This window comes from Alkalibacter saccharofermentans DSM 14828, from assembly GCF_900128885.1.
GTDB lineage: Bacteria > Bacillota > Clostridia > Eubacteriales > Alkalibacteraceae > Alkalibacter > Alkalibacter saccharofermentans.
In genome coordinates this window covers 38,222-63,863 of sequence record NZ_FQTU01000015.1, presented here as the reverse complement: position 1 = coordinate 63,863, position 25,642 = coordinate 38,222, and the positions used below count along the sequence as shown (strand labels likewise).

The following is a 25,642-nucleotide window of genomic DNA, read 5'->3' as shown; positions in this document are numbered from 1 at the left end:
AGAATTAAATGTAGCAATGAGTTGTTCAAAGCCGGACTTATCATTTTTGATAGTAAACTTTGAAAGGACTTTTTGATCAGCTGCAGAAATGATACAGCAATCATGTTTGTACTTGGAAATATCAATTCCAACAAAGTACATTGACATAGAGAAACACCTCCTAATTTGATAAATTTAGCACTGCTGTCTTCCACAGAGAATTCGGCTGTGTAATCACGTAAATAGAAACGTCAAGCGTTAACAAACTGATTAACAGTAATAGACGAAAAGCTGTGGTCTGAGTCACCTCCGAACAGTCAAAGCTGTAAAATATGAAATACAGATCCACAGTGCTTTTATAAATATATCAAAGATGGAAATAGAAACCCAGAGAACCTGGGAGAAAGGAATTAATCAAATCACCATCTAATGATGATTTGATTATACGTGTGCATATGAACTATGAAATTAAGCTGGAAGAATTTCAGGGACCTTTTGATTTGCTATTGCATCTGGTCAACAAGAATGAGATTGATATATTCGACATACCCATCGCATCTATCACAAGTCAATACCTGGGATACATAGATAAAATGAAAGAAAAAAACCTGGAGCTTACCAGCGAGTTCATTCTCATGGCATCCAGACTTATAGAAATAAAGTCCAAGATGCTTCTGCCTGTGGAGGAAGATGACGAGGGGGAAGAGATAGACCCCAGGGAAGAACTCGCTCAAAGACTCTACGAATACAAGATATTCAAGGAAATCAGCGCATTCATGAAGGAAAAGGAAGTCATGTACATGAAGACTTACTTCAAGGATCCTGAATATATACCCTTTAACGGTGAGGTCGAGACGCCGGTAGACGTTCAAGAGCTTTTAAGGTCACTGCGCAACGTGCTGGCGGCGAACAACCTTATTCTCGAAGGAGAAGATAAGGACATCCACACCATACAAAAAGAGGTAGTGAGGATAGAAGATAAAATCAGGGACTTGGAAGTCCTGCTTAGCGAAAACCCGACCATTAAGTTTTCAATGGCTTTCAAGGGCGCGAAATCTGTTCAGGCAGTGGTCGTAACCTTCCTCGCCTTGTTGCAGCTTGTAAAAAACAACATGGTTAAATTTCGACAAGACAAGAACTTTGATGAAATAATAATCAGTAGAATGTGAGCAGGTGCAATATGAACGAAAAAGATAAAAAATCAATAATTGAGAGCATATTATTTGCAATGGGAGAACCCGTGTCGCTTGGTGAGCTGTCTCAGGCTTTGGAAGAGGATAGCACATCGGTTAAAAAGACGATCCAGGAGCTTATGGACGAGTATAAAGACGCAGGCAGGGGAGTTCGGATCAAGCAGATGAACAACCGATACCAGATGTGTACAGATCCACAAAACTATGAATTTATACACAAGCTTCTTTATGAAAAAAACAAGGCTTCCCTATCACAGGCATCCTTGGAAACTTTGGCGATTATTGCCTACAAGCAGCCTGTAACCCGGGTTGAAATAGAGGCTTTGAGGGGAGTTAAATCCAGCAGCTCCATACAAACTCTTCTAGACAGAAATCTCATCAAGGAGGGGGGAAGGCTGGATGCACCGGGCAAGCCCATGCTTTTTGAAACTACAGTAGAGTTTTTAAAGTACTCCAACATAACAAACATTAAGGAACTTCCCTCATACGATGAATTTGTCAACGGAATACAGGAAAAAATAGTTGAAAAATGAGCTTCGGCTCTTTTTTTGTGTATCGACTGCTATATTAAATCCATTGATTATGTTACTTAATTAAGATAAAATATTAAAGGCTAATCCAGTAAAGGTGGGATTAAATTGAGGCTTCAAAAATATTTGGCCCAGTGCGGAGTTGCTTCCAGGCGTAAAGCCGAAGAGCTTATACTCCAAGGGAGAGTAAAGGTAAATGGCGAGGTCGTAGTTGCCATGGGATGTTTGGTTGATCCGGATAATGACCTTGTTGAATTTGACTCAAGACCAGTGGGTATAAAGGACAGGAAAATATACATAATGCTCAACAAACCTACAGGAGTGATTACTTCGGCAAAGGACGAAAAGGGGCGAAAGACCGTTTTGGATATTGTAAATCTACCGGAAAGGCTTTATCCTGTTGGAAGACTTGATTTCATGACGGAAGGACTTGTAATCTTGACAAACGATGGAGATTTTTCTTATCTGATGACTCATCCTAAACATAAAATATACAAAAAGTATTTGGCATATGTGAAAGGGAGCGTATCTGAAGCTGGGCTGAGAGCCTTGAAAAACGGCATTGAAATTGAAGGTCGAATTACTGCTCCAGCGAGAGTTGAGATCATAAAAAGAAAAAAAGAATCCTCTCTCATACAGATAGAGATTCACGAAGGAAGAAACCGTCAGGTTAGGAAAATGTGCGAAGCCATAGGTCATCCGGTAACAAGCCTTAAAAGAGTGTCCGTAGGCTTGTTAGAGTTAGGTGAGCTGAAAAAGGGACAATGGCGTCACCTCTTGCCAAAAGAGGTAAAACAGCTTAAGGAGATGTGTTCCAGTGATTGAAATCGTTGTGGAGAAGCTAAATGCTAAAAACAAAGATATCTTTAAAATTGACGATATAACCCATGTATGTACTGTAGTTGAAGAAGAACGCCTGCTGGCTGCTTTGGCCATAGAGGCAACCCGGTGCAAGGTGATATTAAAAAATTCTCTATTGCTCAGCGAAGATGCCAGGGATCTAGACGGCATGATAAAGACATCTATAAACTACTTCCACCTGGAGGGAGTTTTTGTAGCTTGCTATGATTGCGGCAATGAAATGCTTTCCGGATATTTTAAAAAAATCAACAACGAAACATATGTATCAAACGGATACGCATGTTTCCAGTCTCAGGATTTTATTGAAAGTACAAGGTGCAGAAAGTGAGCCAAATTAAAAAATATCTTATCACTGAGCTTGCCCGAAACTGTGCCAGGGAAAACACAATGCTTGGAGATTCGGTTTTGGATGCAACTATGGGAAACGGCAATGATACCCTTCTACTCGCTGAGTTGGTGGGGAAAGAGGGAAAAGTATACGCATTTGACGTTCAAGAGGCTGCAGTTAAAAATACCAAGCAGCTTCTGGGTAATTGTTTGGTTACCACTGAGCTTATTTTGGATTCTCATGATAAAATTGATGAGTACATAGAGGAAGAGCTCAGTTTCGCAATGTATAACTTGGGATATCTGCCAGGTGGGGACAAAAAAATCGCTACGGAGAAAAATTCTTCTTTGGAATCAATAAAAAAGTGCCTGGGGTTGCTAAAAACAGGAGGCATGGTTACAATATGCCTTTACCCAGGTCATGAAGCAGGCATGGCGGAGGCAGTTGCAATCGAGAGTTATCTTGGAGAGACTTCAAACAAGGATTATTTTGTTCTTAAAACTGCAAACATAAATGTCAAAGGCAGCCCTTATTTGATAATGATAAAAAAATTGAGATAGACAAGAGAGTTTTAAAAATATTAGTAAGGCATGATGTTATGGATTTATAAAATCAAAGGCAGCAATAAAGGAGAAGCGAATGTATAAAGTTGTAGTAATTGGCGGTGGGCCGGCGGGAATGATGGCCGCAGGCAAGGCGGCCTCTCAGGGAAATGATGTGGTTCTTTTGGACAAGAATGAAAAGTTGGGCAAAAAGCTTTTTATAACTGGTAAAGGCAGGTGCAACTTTACCAATGACTGTGATGTGGAGGAACTTTTTGAAAACGTGATAACGAACAAGAAGTTTTTATACAGCGCATTTTATTCTTTCACGAATATGGATACTATAGCCTTTTTTAACCAAATGGGCTTAAAGGAAAAAGTCGAAAGAGGAGGAAGGGTCTTTCCTGCAAGCGACAAATCAAGCGATGTCATAAAAGCTATGGAAAGATATCTAGCTCATAACAATGTCAAAGTAATGCTGAACACAGGTGTCAAAGATTTGCTGATAAAGGACGGCAAGGCTGCAGGCGTCATCCTTGATAATGGAGAGGAGCTTTTGGCAGACAAGGTGATATTGGCAACGGGAGGAGTTACATATCCCCAGACCGGATCAACAGGAGATGGACTGGATTTTGCCAAAAAAACTGGTCATAGTATTAAAAAAGCTCACGGAGCTCTAATACCATTGGTTTCTGAAGATCCTTTCATTAAGGAACTCCAGGGTCTTTCCCTAAGGAATATAAAGGCAACGCTCTTTGAATCGGGAAAGAAAAAAAGAGATCTGTTTGGAGAGATGATATTCACCCATTTCGGCATATCAGGACCCGTTATCCTGTCTCTTAGTTCCTATGTTAAGGAAGGGAAAAAGTATTTTGTCGAGATAGACTTAAAACCTGCACTCGATATCAAGACTTTGGACAGAAGGCTCCAGAGGGATTTTGAAAAGTATAGCAATAAACAATTTAAAAACAGCCTGGATGATCTGCTTCCCCAGCGATTGATACCTGTTGTGATAAAAATGTCAGGGATTGATGAGCAAAAAAGGGCAAATCAAATTTCCAAGGAAGAAAGACTTGAACTGGCAAGTGTTTTAAAAGGATTAAAAATAACAGTTAAATCAAAAGCAGACATAAAACTCGGCATCGTGACATCTGGAGGAATCGAAACCAAAGATATAGATCCCAGCACGATGGAGTCGAAAAAAATATCGGGATTGTACTTCGCCGGAGAAGTCATTGATGTAGATGCAATGACCGGAGGGTTTAATCTTCAAATAGCATTTTCAACAGGATATATTGCGGGATTGTTGGAGAGTAGGGAGGATAAAAAGTGAAAATTGCGGTAGACGGACCTGCTGGTGCAGGTAAAAGTACCATATCGAAGATATTGGCTAAAAAATTGGGTATAAATTATCTAGACACAGGAGCCATGTACAGGGCTGCGACTTATAAAACAATAAAAGAAAGCATTGATCCGGAAAATGAGGAAGCAGTTGTGAAGGCGGTTGAGAATTCCGACATATATTTTAAGGACAATGAGATATATCTGGATGGAGAGAATGTAAAAATACAAATCAGAAGTCCACAGGTCAACAGGTTGGTATCCGTGATCAGCAAAATCGATGAAATAAGAAAGATCATGGTTGCTAAGCAAAAGAAAATATCAGAATCTTCCGATGTCATAATGGATGGAAGAGACATCGGCACAGTCGTTATGCCGGATGCAGACTATAAGTTCTACTTAGACGCCTCTATCGAAATCAGGGCAAAGAGGAGATTTGAGGAGATGGATGATAAATCGGCAATGATGTCTTTTGAAAGCCTGAAAAAGGAAATCGCCAAAAGGGATGAGGAAGATAAAAACAGGAAAACAGGGCCACTGAAAGTGGCGGAGGATGCTGTCGTTATTGATACCTCGGGACTGGAAATAGATCAGGTAGTGGAATTGATGGCAAAGAAAATCAAGGGAGAATGAATATGTTCTACGATGTGGCTAAATTTTTAGTTAATATTTTTTTAAGCATATACTATAAATTCGACATAAGAGGAAAAGAAAATATACCCAAAGGGGTTCCGCTTATAATAAGTTCAAATCATATTCATTGGGCGGATCCCGTCATAGTAGCCTGCAGGACCGGAAAAAGGCACATAAGCTTCCTAGGAAAGCGAGAGCTTTTCAAGAACAAGATTTTTTCGTGGGTTTTGCACAAGCTTACCGTCATACCCGTAAGAAGGGGAGAAGCGGATGTGAATGCGATAAAAAGCGCCTTAAGGGTACTTAAAAACGGCAAGGTGCTGGGAATATTTCCAGAGGGAACGAGAGTCAAGGAAGGCGTGGAGAGAGATCCTCAATCCGGTCTCGTAGTTCTGGCTCTAAAATCAAAATGCGATGTTATACCTGTAGGTTTGAGGGGTAACTATAAATTTAGAAGCACTATTCACATTAACGTAGGTGAGCCCATCAGTTTGAAGGAGTATTACGGTGTGAAAAATGACAAGGAAAAGCTCAAGGAGATAAGTTTGATGATAATGGAAAGAATCAAAGAGCTGGCTAAGGGTTGAAGGTGGAGACATGAAAATAATCTTGGCTAAAAGCGCTGGTTACTGCTTTGGAGTAAACCAGGCGATGAAAAAGGTGGAAGACGCTCTTGAAAAGGGCGATGATAATATATTTACTTTGGGGCCTTTGATACATAATAGGCAAGTTACTGACAAGCTGGAGCAACAGGGAGTAAAGATTATTAGCGATGTTGGATCTGCTAGGGGCGGCGTCATCACAGTAAGGTCCCATGGCGTGGGTGCTGACATAATTGAAGAAATTGCCGAAAGCGGAATCGAGTTGATAGATGCAACTTGTCCATACGTAAAGAAAATACATAATAAAGTCAAGGAATACTATCAAAAGGATTACAAAATATTCATAGTAGGAGATAGGGCACATCCGGAAGTCATTGGAATAAACGGGTGGTGTGATTACAAGGGAGAAGTAATCAATGATAAAAATAGTGTGCCAATTGACCAAAAATATGATAAAATATGCGTTGTAGCGCAAACTACCATGAATCGCGGGATTTTCGAAGAAATATCTGAAGAGATAAAGAAATTATACCCTGAAGCAATTATTCTTAATACTATTTGCAATGCCACAAAAACCAGGCAGGAGGAGACGGCGCAGATTGCTAAGGAGTCCGACTGTATGATAATCGTTGGAGGCCGACATAGCTCTAATACAAAAAAGCTTGCCGACATCGGAAGGAAGCATTGCGAAAAAACAGTTCACATCGAAACAGCTGATGAATTGGATCTTGATATTTTGAAAGGCTGCGATACAGTAGGCATTACAGCAGGAGCATCAACACCCCATTGGATTATTAAGGAGGTTATCAATAAGATGACAAAATCATTTGAAGAAATGTTGAAAGATTCAGAAATGGAAGCATCCTACGAGGAGACTTTTAGAAGACTTGGAAAAGGAAGCATCGTGACTGGAAAGGTGATAGGAGTAAATAAGAATGAAATTTACTTAAATATCAACTACAAGGCTGATGCGATTCTATCCAAGGATGAATATACTGACGAGGATATCGACCTTACTGAAGAGGTAAAAGTCGAAGACGAAATAGAAGTAATGGTTACAAATTTAAACGACGGGAACGGAAACGTAGAAGTATCCAAAAAGAAGATCATACAAAAGAAGGCTTCAGAGGAGCTCTACAACGCATTCAACGAAAAGAGGCTTCTTGAAGGTTCTGTGATTAAAGCTGTCAAGGGTGGACTTATAGTTGATTTGGGCCTGGGTCAGGCATTCATGCCTGCATCACAGTACCACATGAGATTCGTAAAGGACTTGGAAACCTTGGTTGGCAAGAGCGTAAAAGGTCTTATAATCGAATTTGACAAAAGGAAAAATAGAGTCATTTTTTCTCAAAAGGTCGTATTGGAACAGGAATACAAGGAAAAGAAGGAACAAGAGACCAAAGCAAAGGACGAATTCATTAATTCAGTAGAAATTGAGAATATCTTGGAAGGTCCTATAAAATCAATTACTAATTTCGGTATTTTTGTAAAAGTAGGCCCCATTGATGGGTTCGTGCACATAAGCGACTTGTCTTGGGCAAGGGTAAAACATCCCTCTGACATGTACAAGATTGGGGACGAAGTAAAAGCCGTTGTAACTGAAGTCAACAAAGAAGAATACAAGATCAAGATGAGCATAAAGGAACTGAGTGAAGAGCCTTGGACTGTATTTTCCAAGAAGTACAACACAGGTGATGAAGTGGATGTTAAGATCACTAGAATTGCCCCTTTCGGAGCTTTTGCTGAGATTATGGAAGAGGTTGAAGGTTTGATTCACATAAGCGAACTGTCCCATGATAAGGTTGCAAAGGTAGAGGATGTATTGAATGCCGGCGATCAGGTTACGGCCAAGATAATAGGCATAAATGACGAACAAAAGAAGATTTCCTTGAGCATCAAAGAGCTTGTTGCAGAGCCGGCAAAAGAAATCGAAGTAAATGAGACGGTTTATGAGGATGAGTCAGACAATTCCATAGGGAATATCCTAGGAGATATTTTTGATCAGCAAGATAAATAAGTGAGCTAGGGCGGTTGAATTCAACCGCCCTTTTTGCACACTTGATTTTTAGATAAAATAAAAAAAGAACCGCAAAGCGATTCTAAAAGTTTCTATGGAGCTGGTGATAGGAATCGAACCTACAACCTGCTGATTACAAGTCAGCTGCTCTACCGTTGAGCCACACCAGCTTATAAATTTTTTTAAAAATTCCATTTTAAGATGGTGCCCAAGGGCGGAATCGAACCACCGACACGAGGATTTTCAGTCCTCTGCTCTACCGACTGAGCTACTTGGGCGAAAAAAAAGATGGTGGGCCTTCAGGGACTCGAACCCAGGACCTACCGGTTATGAGCCGGTTGCTCTAACCAACTGAGCTAAAGGCCCCCACGTGTGTTAAAATGGTCGAGGTGGAGGGATTCGAACCCCCGGCCCCATGGTCCCAAACCATGTGCGCTACCAAACTGCGCTACACCTCGTTCGTAGTGACAAATAATAATATACAACAAATAAAAAACTTTGTCAATCAATAAAATAAAAAAGGACGTGATTTTATGAAACTTTCTTTTTACGGCGCTGCTCAAATGGTTACAGGATCTTGTTTTCTGGCAGAAACCCATGGTAAAAAATTTTTAGTCGATTGCGGAATGTTCCAGGGTGGAAAGGAATTTGAAGAGCTGAACTACAAGGAGTTCCCCTTTGATCCTGCAGACTTGGACTTTATGCTGCTGACCCATGCCCACATTGATCACTCAGGGAGAATTCCTAAACTATGCAAAGAAGGCTTTACCGGGAAAATATATACAAATCATGCAACAGTTGAGCTTTGCGACATTATGCTTCAGGATAGCGGCCATATACAGGAGATGGAAAGTGAATGGAAAAACAGAAAAAGGCTGCGAAAGGGTCTGGATGAGAGGCCGCCCATGTACAATGTAGCCGATGCAGTGAATTCCATGAAGCAGTTCGCAGGGGTAGATTACAGGAAAGAAATAGAGATAGATTCCGCGCTTAAAGTCAGATTCATTAATTCAGGACATATGCTAGGCTCTGCCTTTGTGGAGATAAAGGTGTATGAAAACGGACGATGGAATGTCTATCTGTTCACTGGAGATATAGGAAATACGAATATACCATTATTAAAGGACCCTGCGACGGTTGAAGAAGTGGATTACCTGGTTATAGAATCCACCTATGGAGACAGAACTCATTCCAATGGAAGGGGACAAAGCAAGGAGCTGCTTTCCATTATCAAAAAAACAGCTGCGAAGGGAGGAAATATTGTGATACCATCCTTTGCTGTTGGCAGAACCCAGGAGGTATTGTATGATATAAACAAATATAAGGAAAAGGGTCTTTTGGGAGAATTCGATAAAATTCCAGTCTATGTGGACAGCCCGCTGGCGATAAAGGCTACTGAAATTTTCAGAAGAAACTGTAAGCATTTTGACAAGGAAACCAAAAAGATGATAGCCGAGGGAGACGATCCTCTACTCTTTGAAAACCTGCACTTCACATTGACAAGCGACGAATCGAAACAGATAAACTCCGATAAAAAAAGCAAGGTCATTATTTCCGCCAGCGGCATGTGCGAAGCGGGGAGGATAAAACATCATTTAAAGCACAACCTTTGGAGAAAGGAATCTTCTGTAGTGTTCGTGGGATATCAGGCCCCGGGGACACTGGGGTTTTCTTTGAAAACGGGAGTAGGCAAGGTAAGGATATTTGGTGAAGAAATTGCAGTTAAATCAGGGATATATTCTGTAGAAGGATTTTCAAGCCACGCTGATTTGGATGGAATCGTGGATTGGATAGGCTCAAACAAGAAGCTTCCGGAAAAGATGATACTGATTCATGGGGAAAAAGAAGGAATGGAAAACCTCAAAAACACTCTCGAGGACAAATTCCACAGAGAAGTGCTGATTCCAAACATGGGCGATACCATAGAAATTACTTACTCGGAGGAAATCATAGATCACAAGGATATCATTGAAGTGGAGGCGGCGGCAAAGGAAAAAATCACTTCAGAGCTGTACGAGCTAATTGATCTAGTGGAAAAAGGCTACGGAAAGCACGTGGATATGGACAAAGTAATTAATGACATAGAAAAACTTAAGGAGCTTATTTCTTAAACTAAGGGATATTTTCTCTCAATTTTATATATGAAATATGTTATAATTATTACTTGTGCAGAGGCAAAAGTCGAGCACCCATAAGTTTGAAAGGTGAGAGAAAATGAACTATAAAATTACTACTTACGGTTGTCAGATGAATGAAAATGACTCCGAAAAAATATCAGGGATGCTGATGGAGTTAGGGCATGTATCTGTCGAGGACGAAAATATGGCAGATATCGTGATACTTAATACCTGCAGCGTGAGAGAAAATGCAAACGATAAGTTCTTCGGACACCTTGGACGATACAAAAGGGTTAAAAGAGATAGACCGGAACTTATCCTTGCTATTTGCGGGTGCATGATGCAACAAGAGTCTGTGGTAGCCGAGGTCAAAAGCAAGCATAGGCACGTTGATATCGTATTTGGAACTCACAATATCCATGAGTTTCCAGATATGCTTTCCAATCACATGGAGAAGCACGAGATGGTGGTCGGCGTATGGCAGGAAGGTGGAGAAATCGTAGAAAACCTTCCAGTGGACAGAAAATACGATTTCAAGGCATATGTATCGATTATGAATGGATGCAATAACTTTTGCAGCTATTGCATTGTCCCATACACAAGAGGCAGGGAAAGAAGCAGGAGCATCGACAGCATTAAGATGGAGGTTGAGGCACTGGCTCAAAATGGGTGCAGGGAGATAACCCTACTGGGGCAAAATGTAAATTCCTACGGCAATACATTTGAAGATTCTGTTGGATTTGGAACCTTGATGAGAGAGCTTGCTAAAACTGAAGGACTCGATAGGATAAGGTTCATGACATCTCATCCAAAGGATCTTTCTGATGAGGTTATCGAAGCGATTGCCGAAGAACCGAAGATATGCAATCATATACACTTGCCTGTACAATCTGGAAGCAGCAGGATATTAAAGGATATGAACAGAAAATACGACAAGGATAGCTACATAGCCCTGGTTGAAAAGATAAAAGAACGAATTCCTGAAGTTGCTCTTACTACGGATATAATCGTTGGCTTTCCCGGAGAAACTGAAGAAGACTTCCAAGATACCTTGGATGTTATGGAAAAGTGTAGATTCGACTTGGCATTTACCTTCCTCTATTCTCCAAGGGAAGGCACTCCGGCATGGGGGCGAGATGATCAGGTGCCGGAAGATTTGAAGCATGAAAGACTTAACAGGCTCCTTGAAGTTCACAATAAAATAGGCAGGGAGATAAACGAAGGTTACGTGGGTAAATCCTTGGATGTTCTTGTGGAAGGACCCAGCAAGAATAATCCGAAAAACCTTTCCGGCAGAACCGAAACGGCCAAGCTGGTCAATTTTCCGGGAGATATGTCGTTGACGGGGAAAATCGTCAAAGTTAAAATAACCCAGGCAAAGACCTTCAGCCTAAACGGAGAAATAGAACAGTAAAGGGATGGTTTCATGGATCAGCTAACACCAATGATGAGACAGTACTTAAATGTACATGAGAAGGTAAAGGATGCCATATTATTTTTTCGCCTTGGGGATTTCTACGAGATGTTTTTTGACGATGCAATAACAGCGTCTAGAGAGCTTGAAATAACCCTAACAGGCAGGGAATGCGGTTTAGAAGAAAAAGCTCCCATGTGCGGAGTGCCATATCATTCAGCAGAAGGCTATATAGCAAAGTTGATCGAAAAGGGATACAAGGTCGCGATCTGCGAGCAGGTAGAAGATCCAAAGGAAGCGAAAGGAATAGTAAAAAGGGATGTAGTAAGAGTAATATCTCCCGGGACTGTCAACGACGGCAATTACCTTAAGGACCGTTCCAACAATTATCTGATGAGTATTTATTACAACATGGTAGACTTCGGACTGGCATATATGGATATTTCAACAGGAGAATTCTATGTTACTGAGTTAAATGGCCATGAGAATAAATACAGGATTCTTGATGAAATTGCAAAAATATCCCCATCCGAAATTCTAATAAATACGGTTTTGTTCAAAGACAAGGTCCTCCACGAAACAATGGCAAACAAGTTTTCAATGTTCACTAACGTGTTGCCCAACAAGTATTTTGACTTGGAAAACTCAAAGGAGATTATATCTCGGTCAGTTGGAGTATATTCTGTAAATTCCTTGGGACTTACCGACAGACAGCATGGCCTGAGAGCTGCAGGCGCTCTGCTTGAATATATTGACCAGACGCAGATGAGAACTCTGTCCCATATAGACAGGATAAATTGGTATGAAGTGGATAGCTACATGTCACTGGATTATGCCACAAGATCCAATCTGGAGCTGGTAAAGACCATAAGAGGTGGGGACAAAAAGGGAAGCCTCCTTGGAATACTAGATAAGACCCAGACTTCCATGGGAGGGCGAAAGCTAAAAAAATGGCTGAGCGAGCCACTTACAGACCCAAATATGATAAATAAAAGGCTTGAGGCCGTAGAATCAATATATGAGGATGTTTCTATAAAAGATAGGCTTAAAATAGCTTTAGGGAGCATTTACGACCTTAAAAGAATAGTAGGCAAGCTGTCATTTGGAAACTGCAATTCCAGAGACATGACCGCCCTAAAGGATTCCATATTCTTGATTCCGGATATCAAGAATATATTGGAAAGTGCAAAAAGTGGTTATCTATCTGAATTAAGAATGGAAATAGATGATCTGCAGGATTTAGGAGAGCTAATTGAAAAATCCATCAATCCCGATGGACCGGCTACATTAAAAGAAGGAAACCTTATTAAATACGGTTACGATAAAAATGTAGACTACTACAGGAATATTTCCGGAAACAGCAAAGACATGATTTTGAGAATCGAGGCTGAAGAGAAGGAAAAAACAGGCATAAAATCTCTGAAGATAAAATATAACAAGGTATTTGGATACTACATTGAGGTAACCAGGACCAATCTTCATCTCGTGCCTGAACGTTTTGTAAGAAAACAGACTCTGGCAAATTGTGAGCGATATTTTACAGAGGAGCTGAAGGATCTAGAGACGAAGATATTGGAAGCAGACGAAAAACTCGTAGAGCTTGAATACGAAATTTTTCAGGATGTCAGACAAGAAATAATAAGAAATATAAATCGCATTAAAAAAACTGCGGATTTTATCAGCGTAATAGATGTGTTATATTCTTTTTCTCAGGCGGCCTATGAGAATGGATATGTGAAGCCATCGGTGGCGGAGTCTGATGAGATAATAATTTTTGATGGAAGGCACCCGGTTGTAGAGTCAATGATGGATTCTAACGACTTTGTACCAAATTCTTGTGAAATTGACTGCAGAAATAACAGGATGATTTTGATTACCGGTCCGAATATGGCAGGCAAGTCAACCTATATCAGGCAGGTTGCGCTTATAACTCTCATGGCCCAAGTTGGATCCTTTGTGCCAGCCAAACAGGCGAAAATAGGCGTCGTTGACAGGATATTTACAAGGGTGGGAGCTTCTGACGATCTAGCTTCCGGGCACTCCACCTTTATGGTTGAGATGAGCGAAGTTTCAAACATCTTAAAAAACGCAACAAAGAACAGTCTTGTCATACTTGATGAAATCGGAAGAGGCACAAGTACTTTTGACGGGCTTAGCATCGCCTGGGCTGTTGCCGAACATTTAGCAGAGAGCACAAAGGTAGGGTGCAAGACCTTGTTTGCAACTCATTACCATGAGCTTACAGAACTTGAAGAAATGATGGATGGAGTTCGCAATTACTGTATAAAGGTACAGGAAAGGGAAGAAGGGGTGATTTTCCTTAGAAAGATCGTTCCGGGAAGTGCGGATAAAAGCTATGGAATAGAAGTCGCGAAGCTGGCTGGGCTTCCCCAGGGTGTCATCCAACGGGCAAATGAACTTCTATTGGTAATGGAGGAAAAGGAAGTTAGAATTAAAAGAAGCAAAAAAATTCAGGAAGCAGTTTCAGAAGATAAAGACCGGCTCAACCTTTTTAACTACAAGGACAAGCTTGTAATTGAAGAGCTTGAGACCCTGCCCATTGAAGAAATGACGCCGATAGAGGCTATGAACTATTTAAATGCCCTCAAAAAAAGACTGACAAGCGAGTGATAATATGAAGATTGCCTTTTTAGATAGCCAAACAGCGGCGAAAATAGCAGCCGGAGAGGTGATAACCGATCCGGCAGCAGTTGTTAAAGAGCTTGTTGAAAACTCAATAGATGCTAGTTCGGAAAATATCAGGATAGAGATAGAAAACGGAGGCAAAGCCTTGATTAGGGTCGTAGACGACGGTGAAGGGATAAACGAAGCTGATGTCTTCAACGCCTTTAAAAGACATGGGACGAGCAAGATTAAAAAAATAGACGACTTGGACAACCTCCATACCTTGGGGTTTAGGGGGGAGGCCCTTGCGAGTATGGCTGCGGTATCCAAGGTAACCCTTAGGACATCGGATTCTGATGACGGACTTGGAACCGGGTTAAGGCTGATAGAGGGAAAAGGGGAAAAACAGGCAATTTCCTGCAAAAGAGGAACGTCGATATCAATAGAAGAGATTTTTTTCAACACTCCTGCAAGGCTCAAGCATATGAAAAAGCCGGGAGATGAAAATAAAAAGATCATTCAGATCGTACAGGTCTTATCCATGTCCCACCCCGAAGTTTCCTTTAGCCTATTGATGGATAATTCTGAAGTTTTAAGGACACCGGGGAAAGGCGGTCTCGAAAATACCCTTAAGAGTCTGTTCGGTGAGAGGTTTGACAGTGAGCTGTTCAAGGCGGATTATCAAAATTCTCCCATGGAAATAGAAGGATTCTTGGGCAGTCCGTATTATACGAAAAAAACAAGAGACTACCAGTTCGTCTTCATAAACAACAGGTATGTAAGAGAAATTAAAATTAATAAAGCCATAGAGGATGCATACGACAATACGGTTATGATCAATCAGCATCCTGTATTCATACTGAATATAAAGCTGCCCCCTGACATGCTGGACGTAAACATTCACCCGGCCAAGACAAAGATCAAGATATTGAATGAAAGCCTGGTAATGCTGCTTTTAAAAAGCGGAATCAGAAAAATTATAAGACAAAATCTTGTGGAAAAGAAACCACATCAATTCTCAGAGGAGCGGAATAAAGAAAAATCTTATTTTAAATATATTGAAGATACTAACAACGGGATTGATCTTAAAGAAGAAAAAGCTCCTGTGTTTGAAGAAGTGGAAGAAGTGCCTTTGTTAATTGAACAAAAGACAGAAACAATTACTGATGGATTTGAATTAACTTCTGAAGCCAAACCAGAAATACTAAAGGAAGATTTGCCCGAATATCTAGAGGATATAAAAAAAACCAAAGGAATTGAAGGTTTGTTTCAAAACACTACTGTTATAGGACAGCTTTTTAATACATATATCCTATTGGAAAAGCAGGGGGAGCAGATCGTCTTGATTGACCAGCATGCCGCCCATGAAAGGATTTTGTTCGAAAAGATAAGCAAAGAGATAAAAAACAGCAAAAACAGCACCCAGTCTATCATGCCAGTAAAGATGAAGATGGCACCGGATAAGTATGAATTCTTAAAAAACAACAAGAATGCTTTTGAAAGGCTTGGCTTTGACTACGACGAGTTTGGAGACAGCTCCATTGTATTGAGAGGTGTTCCATATCTATTGGACAAACCGGCGGAAGCAGAACTTCTTACCATGATACTTGACGACTTTACCGAAGGAAAGAACCATGAATTGGAGACAAAGATAATCCTTTCAGCCTGCAAAAAAGCAATTAAAGGAAATCAACGACTCGATATCATAGAGATAAAAGAGCTGATAGAGCTTTTGAAAAAATGCGACATGCCCTTTACCTGCCCACATGGGCGTCCTGTTGCCATATCGATGACGAAATACGAAATGGAAAAGCTTTTTAAAAGAGTAATATAGGAGAATTTATGAAAACGAAAATTTTAATAGTGACAGGACCTACTGCTTCCGGAAAAACAGATTTGGCAATACGGATAGCAGAAAAAAATAATGGTGAAATAATATCTGCAGATTCGATGCAGATATACCGGCATATGAATGTAGGAACTGCAAAGCCTTCTAGGTCTGAAATGAAGAAAATAGAGCATCATCTCATTGATGTAATTGATCCAGACCAACCTTTCAGTGTTGCGGATTTCAGAAACAAAAGCGAAGAAATCATCCAAAAGATTCAAGATAAAGGCAAACTCCCCATAATAGCTGGAGGAACCGGACTTTATATAAACAGTTTGGTAAAGCCTTGGACTTTTTCAAATACGCCCCCATCTGATGAGCGAAGGAGTGAGCTGCAAAAGACATTCGAAGAAAAGGGTGGCGAGTATCTGTATTCTATGCTTGAATCTGTAGATCCTGAATCGGCTAAGTCAATACATCCTAATAACGTTAAAAGAGTCATGAGAGCTCTGGAGGTGTATATGGTTTCAGGAGTCAAAAAGAGCATCCAGGACGAGGAGTCGCAAAAAAATGAAACCCCTTACGAACCTGTAATGATCGGTCTCAATATGGATAGGGAACTCCTATATGATAGGATCGACAAGAGAGTAGATATTATGCTTGAACAAGGATTGGTTGCAGAGGTAAGAGGGCTTATAGAAATGGGTTATTCAAAGGATTTGGTCAGCATGCAGGGGCTTGGCTACAAGGAAATTGTCAAGTACCTGTCGGGAGAGTGGTCTTATGAACATTCAGTGTACATCTTGAAGAGGGATACAAGAAGGTTCGCTAAAAGACAGCTTACCTGGTTCAGGAGATATGATGAAATAAAGTGGTTTTACATAGACGCCTATGAAGACAAAGAGGCTTTGTATGCTGACGTATTTGATTATCTGAATGAAAGGAACATTATATAGATGCAGATTAAAGAGGCTATGTACGAAAAGTTCGGCATTGATGAAAAAATACTGGAATTATGCAGGAGAGAAGAAAAAAGCCTTAAGGACATATTTGAGAAGGTAAAGGAAATTTGCGAATATAATCAGCTAAAGGTAATACGAGCCATGCAGAAACATAATCTAAGTGACAGGCACTTTAATGTGTCTACAGGCTACGGCTATGACGATGAAGGCAGGGATGTCTTGGAGAAAATCTATGCCGAGGTATTCAATGCGGAAGATGCCTTGGTCAGGCCGCAGATAATATCGGGAACCCATGCTATATCCCTATGTCTTTACGGAGTACTCCGCCCAGGAGATGAGCTTCTTTCTATTACGGGCTCCCCATACGATACGGTGAGGACTATTATCGATGGGAAGGGAAAAAACTACGGAACACTTAAGGATTATGGAGTAAAGTATGCCCAAATAGATCTTTGTCGGAAGGGCATAGATCTAAAAAAAGTGCTGGAAGCATTGAGGGATGAAACCAAGCTTGTATATATTCAAAGATCTACCGGATATGGCTGGAGGAAGGCTTTGACGATAGAGGAAATCAAGGAAGCTATCTTGGCAATGAAAAAAGCTAAGCCCAACGTAGCAGTGATGGTGGACAATTGTTACGGGGAGTTTCTGGATATCCTGGAGCCTACAGACGTAGGAGCAGATTTAGTGGCTGGATCCCTCATAAAGAATCCCGGAGGAGGCATAAGCCCTATGGGAGGATATGTAGCAGGAAAAAAAGCTCTTGTTTACCTTGCGGCATGCAGGCTGTCCGCTCCGGGGATAGCGAAAGAAACAGGAGCTACCCTTGGCATAAACAGAACATATTTGCAAGGTCTTTTTCTGGCGCCCCATATAGTAGGGGAATCTATTAAAACTGCGATTCTAGCTGCCGGGGTATTTAAAAGGCTAGGATACGAAGTTTGCCCTCTCCCTCAAGATGAGAGAAGCGATATAATCCAATCCATTAAGTTTGGTTCAAAGGAAATGGTTGAGGTGTTTTGCAGAGCAGTTCAAAGCGCTGCTCCCGTAGACTCTTTTGTAACCCCGGAGGCATGGGACATGCCAGGGTACAGCGATCAGGTCATAATGGCTGCAGGTGCATTTATTCAGGGATCTTCCATCGAGTTAAGTGCTGATGCCCCTATGAGAGAACCTTATATCGCATATCTGCAGGGAGGCCTTACCCACGAACATGGAAGGCTGGGAATATATATGGCGTTGAAAGAGCTTGGGGACAAAGGCTTTTTGAGTTTTTAACAAATCAACACGACTTCAAAAAGTCGTGTTGATTTGTTAATACAGTGTATGAACTTACATTTTTCTGATTACACCTGAAACCTTGCCAAGTATGCGAACATCATCTAGGATTATAGGATCCATTGCGGAATTTTCAGGTTGAAGCCTAATGTGGTTTTTTTCTTTGAAGAACCTTTTGACCGTAGCTTCCTCTTCGTCTACCAGGGCAACTACGATGTCCCCGTTTGAAGCAGTGTTCTTTTTTTCTACTATTACATAATCTCCATCCAAAATTCCAGCTTCTATCATGCTGTCTCCTTTAATGGATAGAATGAAGCATTCATTTTTTCCAACAAAATCGACGGGTAGCGGAAAAGAATCCTCTATGTTTTCAAATGCCAAAATCGGTTCTCCGGCAGTTACTCTCCCCACAACGGGGATGTTTACCATTTCTTTGGCGTTTGGAGGCAAATTATCGGACAGCCTTCCCATTATTTCTATAGCTCTTGGCAGGGTCGGGTCTCGTCGGATATACCCTTTTTTTTCTAGTTTGGATAAGTGGCCATGTACGGTTGAAGTGCTTTTTAAGCCCACTGCCAGGCATATTTCCCTAACGGAAGGCGGGTATCCCTTCTTGTTGACTTCAGCTACGATGTATTCCAGTATTTCATTTTGCTTTTGACTTAAATCTTCATACATGATATCTCCTCCGTTTCCATATTTATTATAGCACAGGAAAAGACCTAGTACAAACAAATGTTCGAAAAAAGTTGACAGAGAACAAGCGTTCTGTTATATTAAAAATAGAACAAACGTTCTAGGAGGCGAATAAAATGAGCATTGCAGGTAAAAGGATAAAGGTAGTAGATGAAAAAAGGCTGGCGTTGGCGGTTTCCGTTATCATTTTCTTTATGTTGCTTCTATCAACAGGGCTGGCTCAGATCGTAAAAGGAGATGAAATGCCCGTATATGGAACCTACATAGTCAAAGAAGGAGACACTCTTTGGGCTATTGCAAAGGACTACGGTTCCGATAAAATAGATATTCGAGATATCGTGTACGAAATATCCATACACAACGGAATTTTAGGAAATGATCATATATATCCCAACCAGCGGCTGGAAATACCTTTAAGATGATAAAAAACATCTCCCTATTAAATTTATGCGTGAACTTATTCCATCAGGGTAAATATATAGTAGATTAAATTTAGGGAGGTATAATACATGAAGAAAATATTAATACCTGTGGATGGATCGGAGTATTCTGAAAAGGCGATGAAAAGTGGAAAAGAACTGGCCGAGGCTTTTGGCAGCGTTGTGGTTCTAGTCCATGTTAAAGACGTGAGGTTTCCACTGTATCCATATGAGCCGGGAAATGTAGTTGATATGGGCTCGACTCTTCAACAGCTGGTTGATGCTGCAGGAACACACTCCCAAAATATACTAGATAAGTCAAAAGCGTTTTTTGCTGATATGACTGACAAGGTTGAAACCATAGAGCTGGAGGGAGACCCCGCCAATAGACTTATTAAATTTGTAAACGAAAATGATGATATCGATCTTATAATTATGGGTTCGGTGGGCATAAGCGGAGGGATCCAGAGCTTTATTTTAGGAAGCGTGACAAATAAAGTTCTGCACCACATAAAAAAACCGGTTTTAGTGGTCAGGTAATTTAATGCATTTAAAAAAGGTCGACGCTGAGCGTCGGCCTTTTTATAGATACAGGGATGATTTTTCATTTAGGTACTCTCTGACTTCTGCCGTATTTCCCTCAAAAACTATGTTTTCTCGCTTGTTGTCGATTTGATATTTATACATTGGATCGTAATACTCTTTCAATAGTATACCAGCCCATACCATGTGCAGGGTAAGATCTCCAGTGTTTTTCTGCGACAGTAAAGCATCTTCGAATGCTTTGGATGCCCTAGCGTAGCATTCGCCTCCAAGGCGTTTCTTTATTTTAGCCAAACTGTTGGAAATGACAGATGCCCATTTATCAAGACCGCAACCTTCCATAGAGGCTTTTTCGTATTCTAATTGAGATTTAATCACGTATTCATCGAAAATATTTTCAAGCCTTATATCAAAGTCAACATGGACAAGAACCAGTTCTCCCAATTTAAAGTATGCATGAAGCTCTTTAGGTATATAGCTTCTGCCTATATTGCGTCCTTCATCTTCCAGAAGCATGTATTTATAGGCTTTTGAGCTGTGCTGGATCACTCTGTAGGCAAGATTGTTTTCAAAATTAATTTGAGTGGGCTGGGTGTTGACTTGGTTGCCAAAGGATGAGCCTCGGTGGTTTGCCAGACCTTCCAAGTCCACAGTGGCGTCAAACTCCAAAAGAAGGTCTGTCTTTCCCGAACCTGTATATCCGGTTAATACCAAGGGTGAAGATGATATGTTGTCTGGTGCTAAGGCATCTATCAGAAAGTTTCTAAAGGCTTTGTAGCCTCCATCCAGTCGCAATGTTGGCTGGCCCGTGGCCTCATAAATCCACTTTTGGCTGATTCGCGACCTTTGCCCGCCCCTGAAGCAGTAGATTAGAGCTTGTGGATGCTTTGCTAAAAAATCAGTCCAATCCTTAATCCTTTGGTCTTTTAATGAACCTGAAATCAGCTTATTTCCTAGATTGACTGCTTCTTCGTTACCCTTCTCCTTGTAACATATGCCGACTAAACGTCTTTCCTCATCATTCATAATTGGGAGATTTACACTGTTTAAAAATGCCCCTTTTTCGTATTCAATTGGGGCTCTCACGTCGATTAGCGGTAGTTCGGTCAACACTATTTTTTTGAAGTCTGCAGTTGCATCGAACATAAGCTACACTACCTTTACGAAATGATTGGATTTAGGCACGGTTATACCTATTGAGTCTAGATGCAGACCTGCGTTTTTAGTAACATTCAAAAACTCCTCCACGGAATCTTTTTCTACTGCCACCAGTAGTCCGCCGGAAGTCTGTGGGTCACACAGTATATTCATTTGATCTTCAGTCAAGGGTGAGATCTTATGTCCATAACTAGCGAAATTATTACGTGTACCTCCGGGGGTACATCCCATTGAGAGGTATTTCAAAGTGTTATCAAGCAATGAAACCTTTTCGAAGTCGACAACAGCTGATATATCGCTGCCCTCGCAGATTTCAGTCAGATGTCCTAACAGTCCGAAACCGGTGACATCAGTCAAAGCTTTTACGCCTTTGATTTTAGCGATATCTTCACCAATCGAGTTAAGTGTGCACATGGCGTCTATAGCTTGACTTAAATCTTTGGCCGCTATTTTTTTTCTCTTTTGGGCGGTTGTGAGTATTCCAATGCCAAGGGGCTTTGTTAGAAACAGCTCGCAGCCTTCAGTTGCTGAGTTGTTTTTCTTAAGGTTTATGTTCTCTACAAGCCCTGTCACGGCAAGACCGAATATTGGTTCAGGAGAATCGATGCTGTGACCTCCTGCCAAAGGTATGCCTGCATTTTCACAGACGCTTTTACCCCCCGCTATGACTTGCCTGGCCACATCCACAGGTAGTTTCTTAATAGGCCATCCAAATATAGAAATGGCCATTAACGGTTTTCCGCCCATTGCGTATATGTCGCTTATGGCATTTGTGGCGGCTATTTTTCCAAAAGTATATGGATCGTCAACGATTGGCATGAAAAAATCCGTTGTGCTCAACACGGATGTACCGTTGCCTAAGTCGAATGCGGCAGCGTCGTCCTTTGAACTGTTTCCTACAAGCAGTTTGGGGAATTCCAAGGATGATTTTGATCCTTCCAATATCGATTCCAATATTTCGGGTGATATCTTGCACCCACATCCAGCTCCGTGGCTGTATTCGGTTAATTTTATATCGTCCATTTTGCACCTCTGATTTGAATTTATATAGTAACCATTATAACATAACGAAATAGAATCTAGTCAATTGACGAATCAAAAGAATAATAATAAAATGGAGTAACAAACAATTCAGGCAAAAGGACTTTAAAAAAGAAATGAGGTTATTAAAAATGCCGAGACTATTGGATAAGAAAAGAATCGATAAAATAGTGATGGAAGCAATAGTAAGCTACAAGGAAGAGACATCGATACTTCCTCATGTGCAGTGCCCAATGCCAGACAGGGATGTCATAATAAATTTGGCTGGCCAATTAAGGCAAATGATTTTTCCTGGGTATTTTAACAGACATGCTTGCAGAGGCGAGATAATGAAGTACCATACAGGCGAGCTGGTTGTAAATGTTCACGAGATACTCACGGAACAACTCGTGTTTGCCTTGAGCTTGCAGGAATTTTCCAAAAGCAAGGGGGAAAATATCTGCAAGAGAGATGTCATACAAAAAAAAGCTTCAGAAATTAGCTATGTTTTTCTGGAGAAGTTACCAAAAATCAGAGAATTTTTGGCCACTGACGTTGAGGCGGCGTTTCAGGGTGATCCTGCAGCTACAGGCAAGGAAGAAATCATATTTTCATACCCGGGAATATTTGCTGTTAGCATACACAGGCTGGCTCATGAGCTATACTTGTTGGAGGCTCCGCTGGTACCAAGGATATTAAGCGAGTACGCTCACAATTTAACGGGGATAGACATACACCCAGGAGCGACCATTGGCAGGTATTTTTTCATAGATCACGGAACAGGCGTCGTTATAGGAGAAACCACCCATATAGGCGATAATGTAAAGATATATCAGGGAGTGACTTTGGGAGCACTTTCCACTAGAGGCGGTCAGAGTTTAAGAGGCGTTAAGAGGCATCCTACTTTACAGGACAATGTTACGGTCTATTCAGGATCGTCCATACTGGGAGGGGAGACGGTAATAGGTGCTGACGCGGTTATAGGAAGTAACGCATTTATAACAAAATCAGTTCCACCCGGAACCAAGGTTAGCATAAAAAACCCAGAGCTAGTATTTAAAGACGGCACAGCCAAAGAGCTAAAAGTAGACTACGGAATAGATGGCAAATAGTGGAATTGAATCGAAACAAGTCGCTAAAAACTCAAGGAGCTGAAAGCTATGGAAGAGATGAAAGAAGTTGCACAAATTTTAAAAGTCTTGTCAAACGAGAACAGGCTAATGATCGTTTGTTATTTGATTCAAAGTCCCATGACGGTCAGTCAATTGCATGAAAAACTGAGAAATATGACTCAATCCGCTCTGTCTCAGCATCTTTCCATATTAAAGGCTCATAAGATTTTGCAATCTGAAAAGAATGGACTAAGCATTACATATGATATATATGACGAGCGAATTAAAACTGTGATTGAAGTATTGAAAAAAAATTATTGTTCTTTTTAAAGGGTGTTGACAATCAGCAGAAATCCCTGTAGTATTAGTATATAAGAAAATACTTATATACTAATATAAACAAGGGGGCTTTTAAATGTTTGCATTCTTAAAGAAAAATAATTTTAAAACCGTAAATGTAAATGATTTGGTGGATATAAAGGAAAATCTGAACTTAATAGATATAAGGGAACCTTACGAATACCACAGAGGTCATCTGCCTGGGGCAAAGAACATACCCATGGGTCTTTTGGTATCGAATCCTTCAAAGTACATCTCGCAAGACGATACGTACCACATCATATGCCAGTCTGGTGCCAGGAGCTTAAGTGCCTGCAATGATCTTGAAGTAGCCGGATACAAAGTAATAAACGTAGGTGGTGGAACAGGATCTTATGTGGGAGCTCTGAAAAGATAACTTTAAGAAAATAAGCCGGTCTTATAGCCGGTTTGTTTTTTAGCGATAGTGTATACATTATTTCTCATTAGATTAGCATTGAATCAGTACATTTGACAGGGTATTTGATATAATGGTATTGAGAGAAGTGTTGGCGCATGAATAAAACTTTTATGATACAACGACAATAGAGCTTATTCGAAGCATCTCAAAGGATTTTTAATTCAGAAGAGAGGATTGAGTGGCCATGTTATTGCTTGTATTATCTATGATGGTTTATTTTCTAGCAGTATACCTCCTGTCAGTAAACATTGGATTCGCAGATGATTTTGAAGAAGACGAAAAACAGAGGGAATTTGAAAGTTTAAAAATCATGCTAAATGCCAAAGCGGCAGCCAAGCTGGTCTATTGCAGAAAGTTTAACAAGATTGAGCTTGTGAATTTTTTTGTAACCGACGACATGGTGATTATTTCTACAGATAAGGATTATTACGAAATACCTGGAGATTGCATTCTCAGTGCCGTTACCAGAAGGGATGAGGAAATCGAACCCATAAGCAGAAATTTCTTAGGATACCTCACCAGAAGAACAAAGTCGTTGTTATGGTCAAGGCAGAAAAAATCAGCACAATACTTGGTTATTGGATATAAGAACAAATCAAAAAAATATAAGATTATGACGTTTCACTCGAGCAGTATACCTGATAGCATAATTCAGTGCGTTGATAATCTCATAACCTAGGTCGATTTATCCCGTTATTTGGGATTGAATTGACTTTTTCTTTATGTTTATGATAGCATTTTTTCAGAAAATAAGATTGAGGCGTGCTTTACACAAATAGGCAAAAGCAGGCTGGAGACAGTGAGCCAGGCGATTGGTGCAAATCCAGTTGCTTTATTATTGTATGAGAAAACCATACGCACAGCGTATGGTTTTCTCATACAATAATAAAGCCGGGCGGATGCCCGGCTTTATTTAGAAATCAAAGAAGTATGCTGTGCTCAGTGCCACCATTACCCCTGAAACCAGGAGGTACACACCTATTAGCGAAACTATGATGGATATCATTCCGAAGGCGGAATAAAACATCCCGATGCCAAATCCCAAGTGGACAACACCAAAAATGACGGTGGGTTTGTAATTTAAACCTGCCTGCCTTCTGGAACTCGCAACAGAAAACCTGTCGAATGCCTGCAATATGGCAAAGATACCTATCACGACGCCCAATGCGCTTATAGTAAACTCAGTATTGATTATTATGAATATTCCTGAAAGAACAAGAAGTATTCCAACAGCCATATGCAATACTCGGTAATTAAGCTCATTCCACCTCAGTAGAGAACTTACAGCCTTGAAAAGCCCGAAAGCTGCTAGCAAAAGACCGGTTAGCACAGCCAAAAATTTAATCACGCTGCTGGGAAACATCAAGAAGACCGCGCCGGCTATTATCAGTGAAATTCCAAAAAAGATTCCAAAAGATTTGATTTTCTCGAATCCGTTCATTTTATCACTTCCCTCATATCATACGTCTAATACGCTTCTACCTATAATATACCCAAAGTAAAAAAATTAAAGCCGGTTAAAAAAGCGTAACGCTTAATATCAATATATGAAGTTTTAATATGGCAACTTAAGATTGATCAGTCGCTAAACATGATAATTAAGAGAAATCTGATTAAATTAAGTAATCTTGTAAAGTCCAACAAGAATATCCTGAGAGTAGTTGCC

The 25,642-nt window shown here is 40.6% G+C and carries 26 protein-coding genes and 4 tRNA genes; 21 read left to right on the top strand and 9 right to left on the bottom strand.

The window, feature by feature from the left end; all coding sequences use genetic code 11:
* A partial coding sequence (locus BUB93_RS09735; protein ID WP_242945494.1) for an IS110 family transposase occupies positions 1-141 on the bottom strand: 141 nt, incomplete at its 3' end.
* Positions 142-434: 293 nt separating this feature from the next.
* Here BUB93_RS09735 and BUB93_RS09730 point away from each other — a divergent pair.
* The 9 genes from BUB93_RS09730 to BUB93_RS09690 all read left to right on the top strand — a co-directional run bounded on the left by BUB93_RS09730 (position 435) and on the right by BUB93_RS09690 (position 8,026).
* Positions 435-1,148 (top strand): segregation and condensation protein A, encoded by a 714-nt coding sequence (locus BUB93_RS09730; RefSeq protein ID WP_073271507.1) that lies wholly within the window; start codon positions 435-437, stop codon positions 1,146-1,148.
* A gap of 11 nt (positions 1,149-1,159) precedes the next feature.
* Entirely contained in the window at positions 1,160-1,705 is a 546-nt protein-coding gene (gene scpB / locus BUB93_RS09725; RefSeq protein ID WP_073271506.1) for an SMC-Scp complex subunit ScpB, read from the top strand.
* A 99-nt stretch (positions 1,706-1,804) separates the two neighbouring features.
* Positions 1,805-2,527 (top strand): pseudouridine synthase, encoded by a 723-nt coding sequence (locus BUB93_RS09720; RefSeq protein ID WP_200789508.1) that lies wholly within the window; start codon positions 1,805-1,807, stop codon positions 2,525-2,527.
* Positions 2,520-2,891 (top strand): hypothetical protein, encoded by a 372-nt coding sequence (locus BUB93_RS09715; RefSeq protein WP_073271502.1) that lies wholly within the window; start codon positions 2,520-2,522, stop codon positions 2,889-2,891. Before BUB93_RS09720 ends, BUB93_RS09715 begins: the two co-directional genes overlap by 8 nt.
* Positions 2,888-3,451 carry a tRNA 5-(aminomethyl)-2-thiouridylate-methyltransferase MnmM gene (mnmM, locus tag BUB93_RS09710; RefSeq protein ID WP_084117215.1) on the top strand — a complete coding sequence of 188 codons (564 nt, stop codon included), beginning with the start codon at positions 2,888-2,890 and terminating at the stop codon, positions 3,449-3,451. The genes BUB93_RS09715 and mnmM overlap by 4 nt, the downstream gene beginning before the upstream one ends.
* Before the next feature lie 79 nt (positions 3,452-3,530).
* On the top strand, positions 3,531-4,766 hold the full coding sequence (locus tag BUB93_RS09705; protein WP_073271500.1) for a BaiN/RdsA family NAD(P)/FAD-dependent oxidoreductase: 1,236 nt from the start codon (positions 3,531-3,533) through the stop codon (positions 4,764-4,766).
* Positions 4,763-5,407 (top strand): (d)CMP kinase, encoded by a 645-nt coding sequence (cmk, locus tag BUB93_RS09700; protein ID WP_073271498.1) that lies wholly within the window; start codon positions 4,763-4,765, stop codon positions 5,405-5,407. Before BUB93_RS09705 ends, cmk begins: the two co-directional genes overlap by 4 nt.
* Positions 5,404-5,994: a lysophospholipid acyltransferase family protein gene (locus BUB93_RS09695; protein ID WP_084117213.1), complete on the top strand. Its 591-nt coding sequence runs from the start codon at positions 5,404-5,406 to the stop codon at positions 5,992-5,994. The genes cmk and BUB93_RS09695 overlap by 4 nt, the downstream gene beginning before the upstream one ends.
* A 10-nt stretch (positions 5,995-6,004) precedes the next feature.
* Complete coding sequence (locus BUB93_RS09690) at positions 6,005-8,026, top strand: bifunctional 4-hydroxy-3-methylbut-2-enyl diphosphate reductase/30S ribosomal protein S1 (RefSeq protein ID WP_073271495.1); 2,022 nt, start codon at positions 6,005-6,007, stop codon at positions 8,024-8,026.
* Positions 8,027-8,121: 95 nt separating this feature from the next.
* On the opposite strand, the gene BUB93_RS09685 is transcribed toward BUB93_RS09690, so the two are convergent.
* The 4 genes from BUB93_RS09685 to BUB93_RS09670 all read right to left on the bottom strand — a co-directional run bounded on the left by BUB93_RS09685 (position 8,122) and on the right by BUB93_RS09670 (position 8,484).
* Positions 8,122-8,196, bottom strand: a tRNA-Thr gene (locus BUB93_RS09685).
* A 32-nt stretch (positions 8,197-8,228) separates the two neighbouring features.
* A tRNA-Phe gene (locus BUB93_RS09680) sits at positions 8,229-8,304 on the bottom strand.
* An 11-nt stretch (positions 8,305-8,315) separates the two neighbouring features.
* A tRNA-Ile gene (locus BUB93_RS09675) sits at positions 8,316-8,392 on the bottom strand.
* 15 nt (positions 8,393-8,407) lie between these two features.
* Positions 8,408-8,484: transfer RNA gene (locus tag BUB93_RS09670), tRNA-Pro, on the bottom strand.
* Between the two features lie 75 nt (positions 8,485-8,559).
* Between BUB93_RS09670 and BUB93_RS09665 the strand changes: the two genes are divergently transcribed.
* From BUB93_RS09665 to BUB93_RS09640, 6 genes are all read left to right on the top strand, one after another.
* Positions 8,560-10,137 (top strand): MBL fold metallo-hydrolase RNA specificity domain-containing protein, encoded by a 1,578-nt coding sequence (locus BUB93_RS09665; RefSeq protein ID WP_073271492.1) that lies wholly within the window; start codon positions 8,560-8,562, stop codon positions 10,135-10,137.
* Between the two features lie 103 nt (positions 10,138-10,240).
* Positions 10,241-11,557, top strand: coding sequence for a tRNA (N6-isopentenyl adenosine(37)-C2)-methylthiotransferase MiaB (gene miaB, locus BUB93_RS09660; protein WP_073271490.1), 1,317 nt, complete (start codon positions 10,241-10,243; stop codon positions 11,555-11,557).
* Positions 11,558-11,569: 12 nt separating this feature from the next.
* The gene (gene mutS, locus BUB93_RS09655) at positions 11,570-14,188 is read left to right on the top strand and encodes a DNA mismatch repair protein MutS (RefSeq protein ID WP_073271488.1); all 2,619 of its coding nucleotides are present in this window, start codon (positions 11,570-11,572) and stop codon (positions 14,186-14,188) included.
* A 4-nt stretch (positions 14,189-14,192) separates the two neighbouring features.
* Positions 14,193-16,016, top strand: coding sequence for a DNA mismatch repair endonuclease MutL (gene mutL / locus BUB93_RS09650; protein ID WP_073271486.1), 1,824 nt, complete (start codon positions 14,193-14,195; stop codon positions 16,014-16,016).
* 8 nt (positions 16,017-16,024) lie between these two features.
* Positions 16,025-16,966 (top strand): tRNA (adenosine(37)-N6)-dimethylallyltransferase MiaA, encoded by a 942-nt coding sequence (gene miaA, locus BUB93_RS09645; RefSeq protein ID WP_073271485.1) that lies wholly within the window; start codon positions 16,025-16,027, stop codon positions 16,964-16,966.
* On the top strand, positions 16,967-18,250 hold the full coding sequence (locus BUB93_RS09640; protein WP_073271483.1) for a methionine gamma-lyase family protein: 1,284 nt from the start codon (positions 16,967-16,969) through the stop codon (positions 18,248-18,250).
* Positions 18,251-18,304: 54 nt separating this feature from the next.
* Here BUB93_RS09640 and lexA read toward each other — a convergent pair whose 3' ends face one another.
* On the bottom strand, positions 18,305-18,928 hold the full coding sequence (lexA, locus tag BUB93_RS09635; RefSeq protein WP_073271481.1) for a transcriptional repressor LexA: 624 nt from the start codon (positions 18,926-18,928) through the stop codon (positions 18,305-18,307).
* A 134-nt stretch (positions 18,929-19,062) separates the two neighbouring features.
* Between lexA and BUB93_RS09630 the strand changes: the two genes are divergently transcribed.
* Positions 19,063-19,368, top strand: a complete 306-nt coding sequence (locus tag BUB93_RS09630; protein ID WP_073271479.1) for a LysM peptidoglycan-binding domain-containing protein — start codon at positions 19,063-19,065, stop codon at positions 19,366-19,368.
* Between the two features lie 87 nt (positions 19,369-19,455).
* Positions 19,456-19,905 (top strand): universal stress protein, encoded by a 450-nt coding sequence (locus tag BUB93_RS09625; protein WP_073271477.1) that lies wholly within the window; start codon positions 19,456-19,458, stop codon positions 19,903-19,905.
* A gap of 42 nt (positions 19,906-19,947) precedes the next feature.
* Here the strand turns inward: BUB93_RS09625 and mnmH are convergent, their stop codons facing one another.
* Together mnmH and selD are read right to left on the bottom strand one after the other, a co-directional pair.
* Positions 19,948-21,054: a tRNA 2-selenouridine(34) synthase MnmH gene (gene mnmH / locus BUB93_RS09620; RefSeq protein WP_073271475.1), complete on the bottom strand. Its 1,107-nt coding sequence runs from the start codon at positions 21,052-21,054 to the stop codon at positions 19,948-19,950.
* Positions 21,055-21,057: 3 nt separating this feature from the next.
* Positions 21,058-22,089, bottom strand: a complete 1,032-nt coding sequence (gene selD / locus BUB93_RS09615; RefSeq protein WP_073271473.1) for a selenide, water dikinase SelD — start codon at positions 22,087-22,089, stop codon at positions 21,058-21,060.
* 149 nt (positions 22,090-22,238) lie between these two features.
* Here selD and epsC point away from each other — a divergent pair, with 149 nt between their 5' ends.
* The 4 genes from epsC (at position 22,239) to BUB93_RS09595 (ending at position 24,655) form a co-directional block, all read left to right on the top strand.
* A complete protein-coding gene (gene epsC / locus BUB93_RS09610) occupies positions 22,239-23,198 on the top strand; it encodes a serine O-acetyltransferase EpsC (RefSeq protein WP_073271471.1) in 960 nt (319 codons plus the stop codon).
* Between the two features lie 48 nt (positions 23,199-23,246).
* Positions 23,247-23,528 (top strand): ArsR/SmtB family transcription factor, encoded by a 282-nt coding sequence (locus BUB93_RS09605; RefSeq protein ID WP_073271469.1) that lies wholly within the window; start codon positions 23,247-23,249, stop codon positions 23,526-23,528.
* A gap of 85 nt (positions 23,529-23,613) precedes the next feature.
* Positions 23,614-23,934: a rhodanese-like domain-containing protein gene (locus BUB93_RS09600; RefSeq protein WP_073271467.1), complete on the top strand. Its 321-nt coding sequence runs from the start codon at positions 23,614-23,616 to the stop codon at positions 23,932-23,934.
* A gap of 220 nt (positions 23,935-24,154) precedes the next feature.
* A complete protein-coding gene (locus BUB93_RS09595) occupies positions 24,155-24,655 on the top strand; it encodes a hypothetical protein (RefSeq protein WP_143159091.1) in 501 nt (166 codons plus the stop codon).
* Between the two features lie 234 nt (positions 24,656-24,889).
* Here BUB93_RS09595 and BUB93_RS09590 read toward each other — a convergent pair whose 3' ends face one another.
* Positions 24,890-25,417, bottom strand: coding sequence for an HdeD family acid-resistance protein (locus BUB93_RS09590; RefSeq protein ID WP_073271463.1), 528 nt, complete (start codon positions 25,415-25,417; stop codon positions 24,890-24,892).
* Positions 25,418-25,642 lie beyond the last annotated feature (225 nt).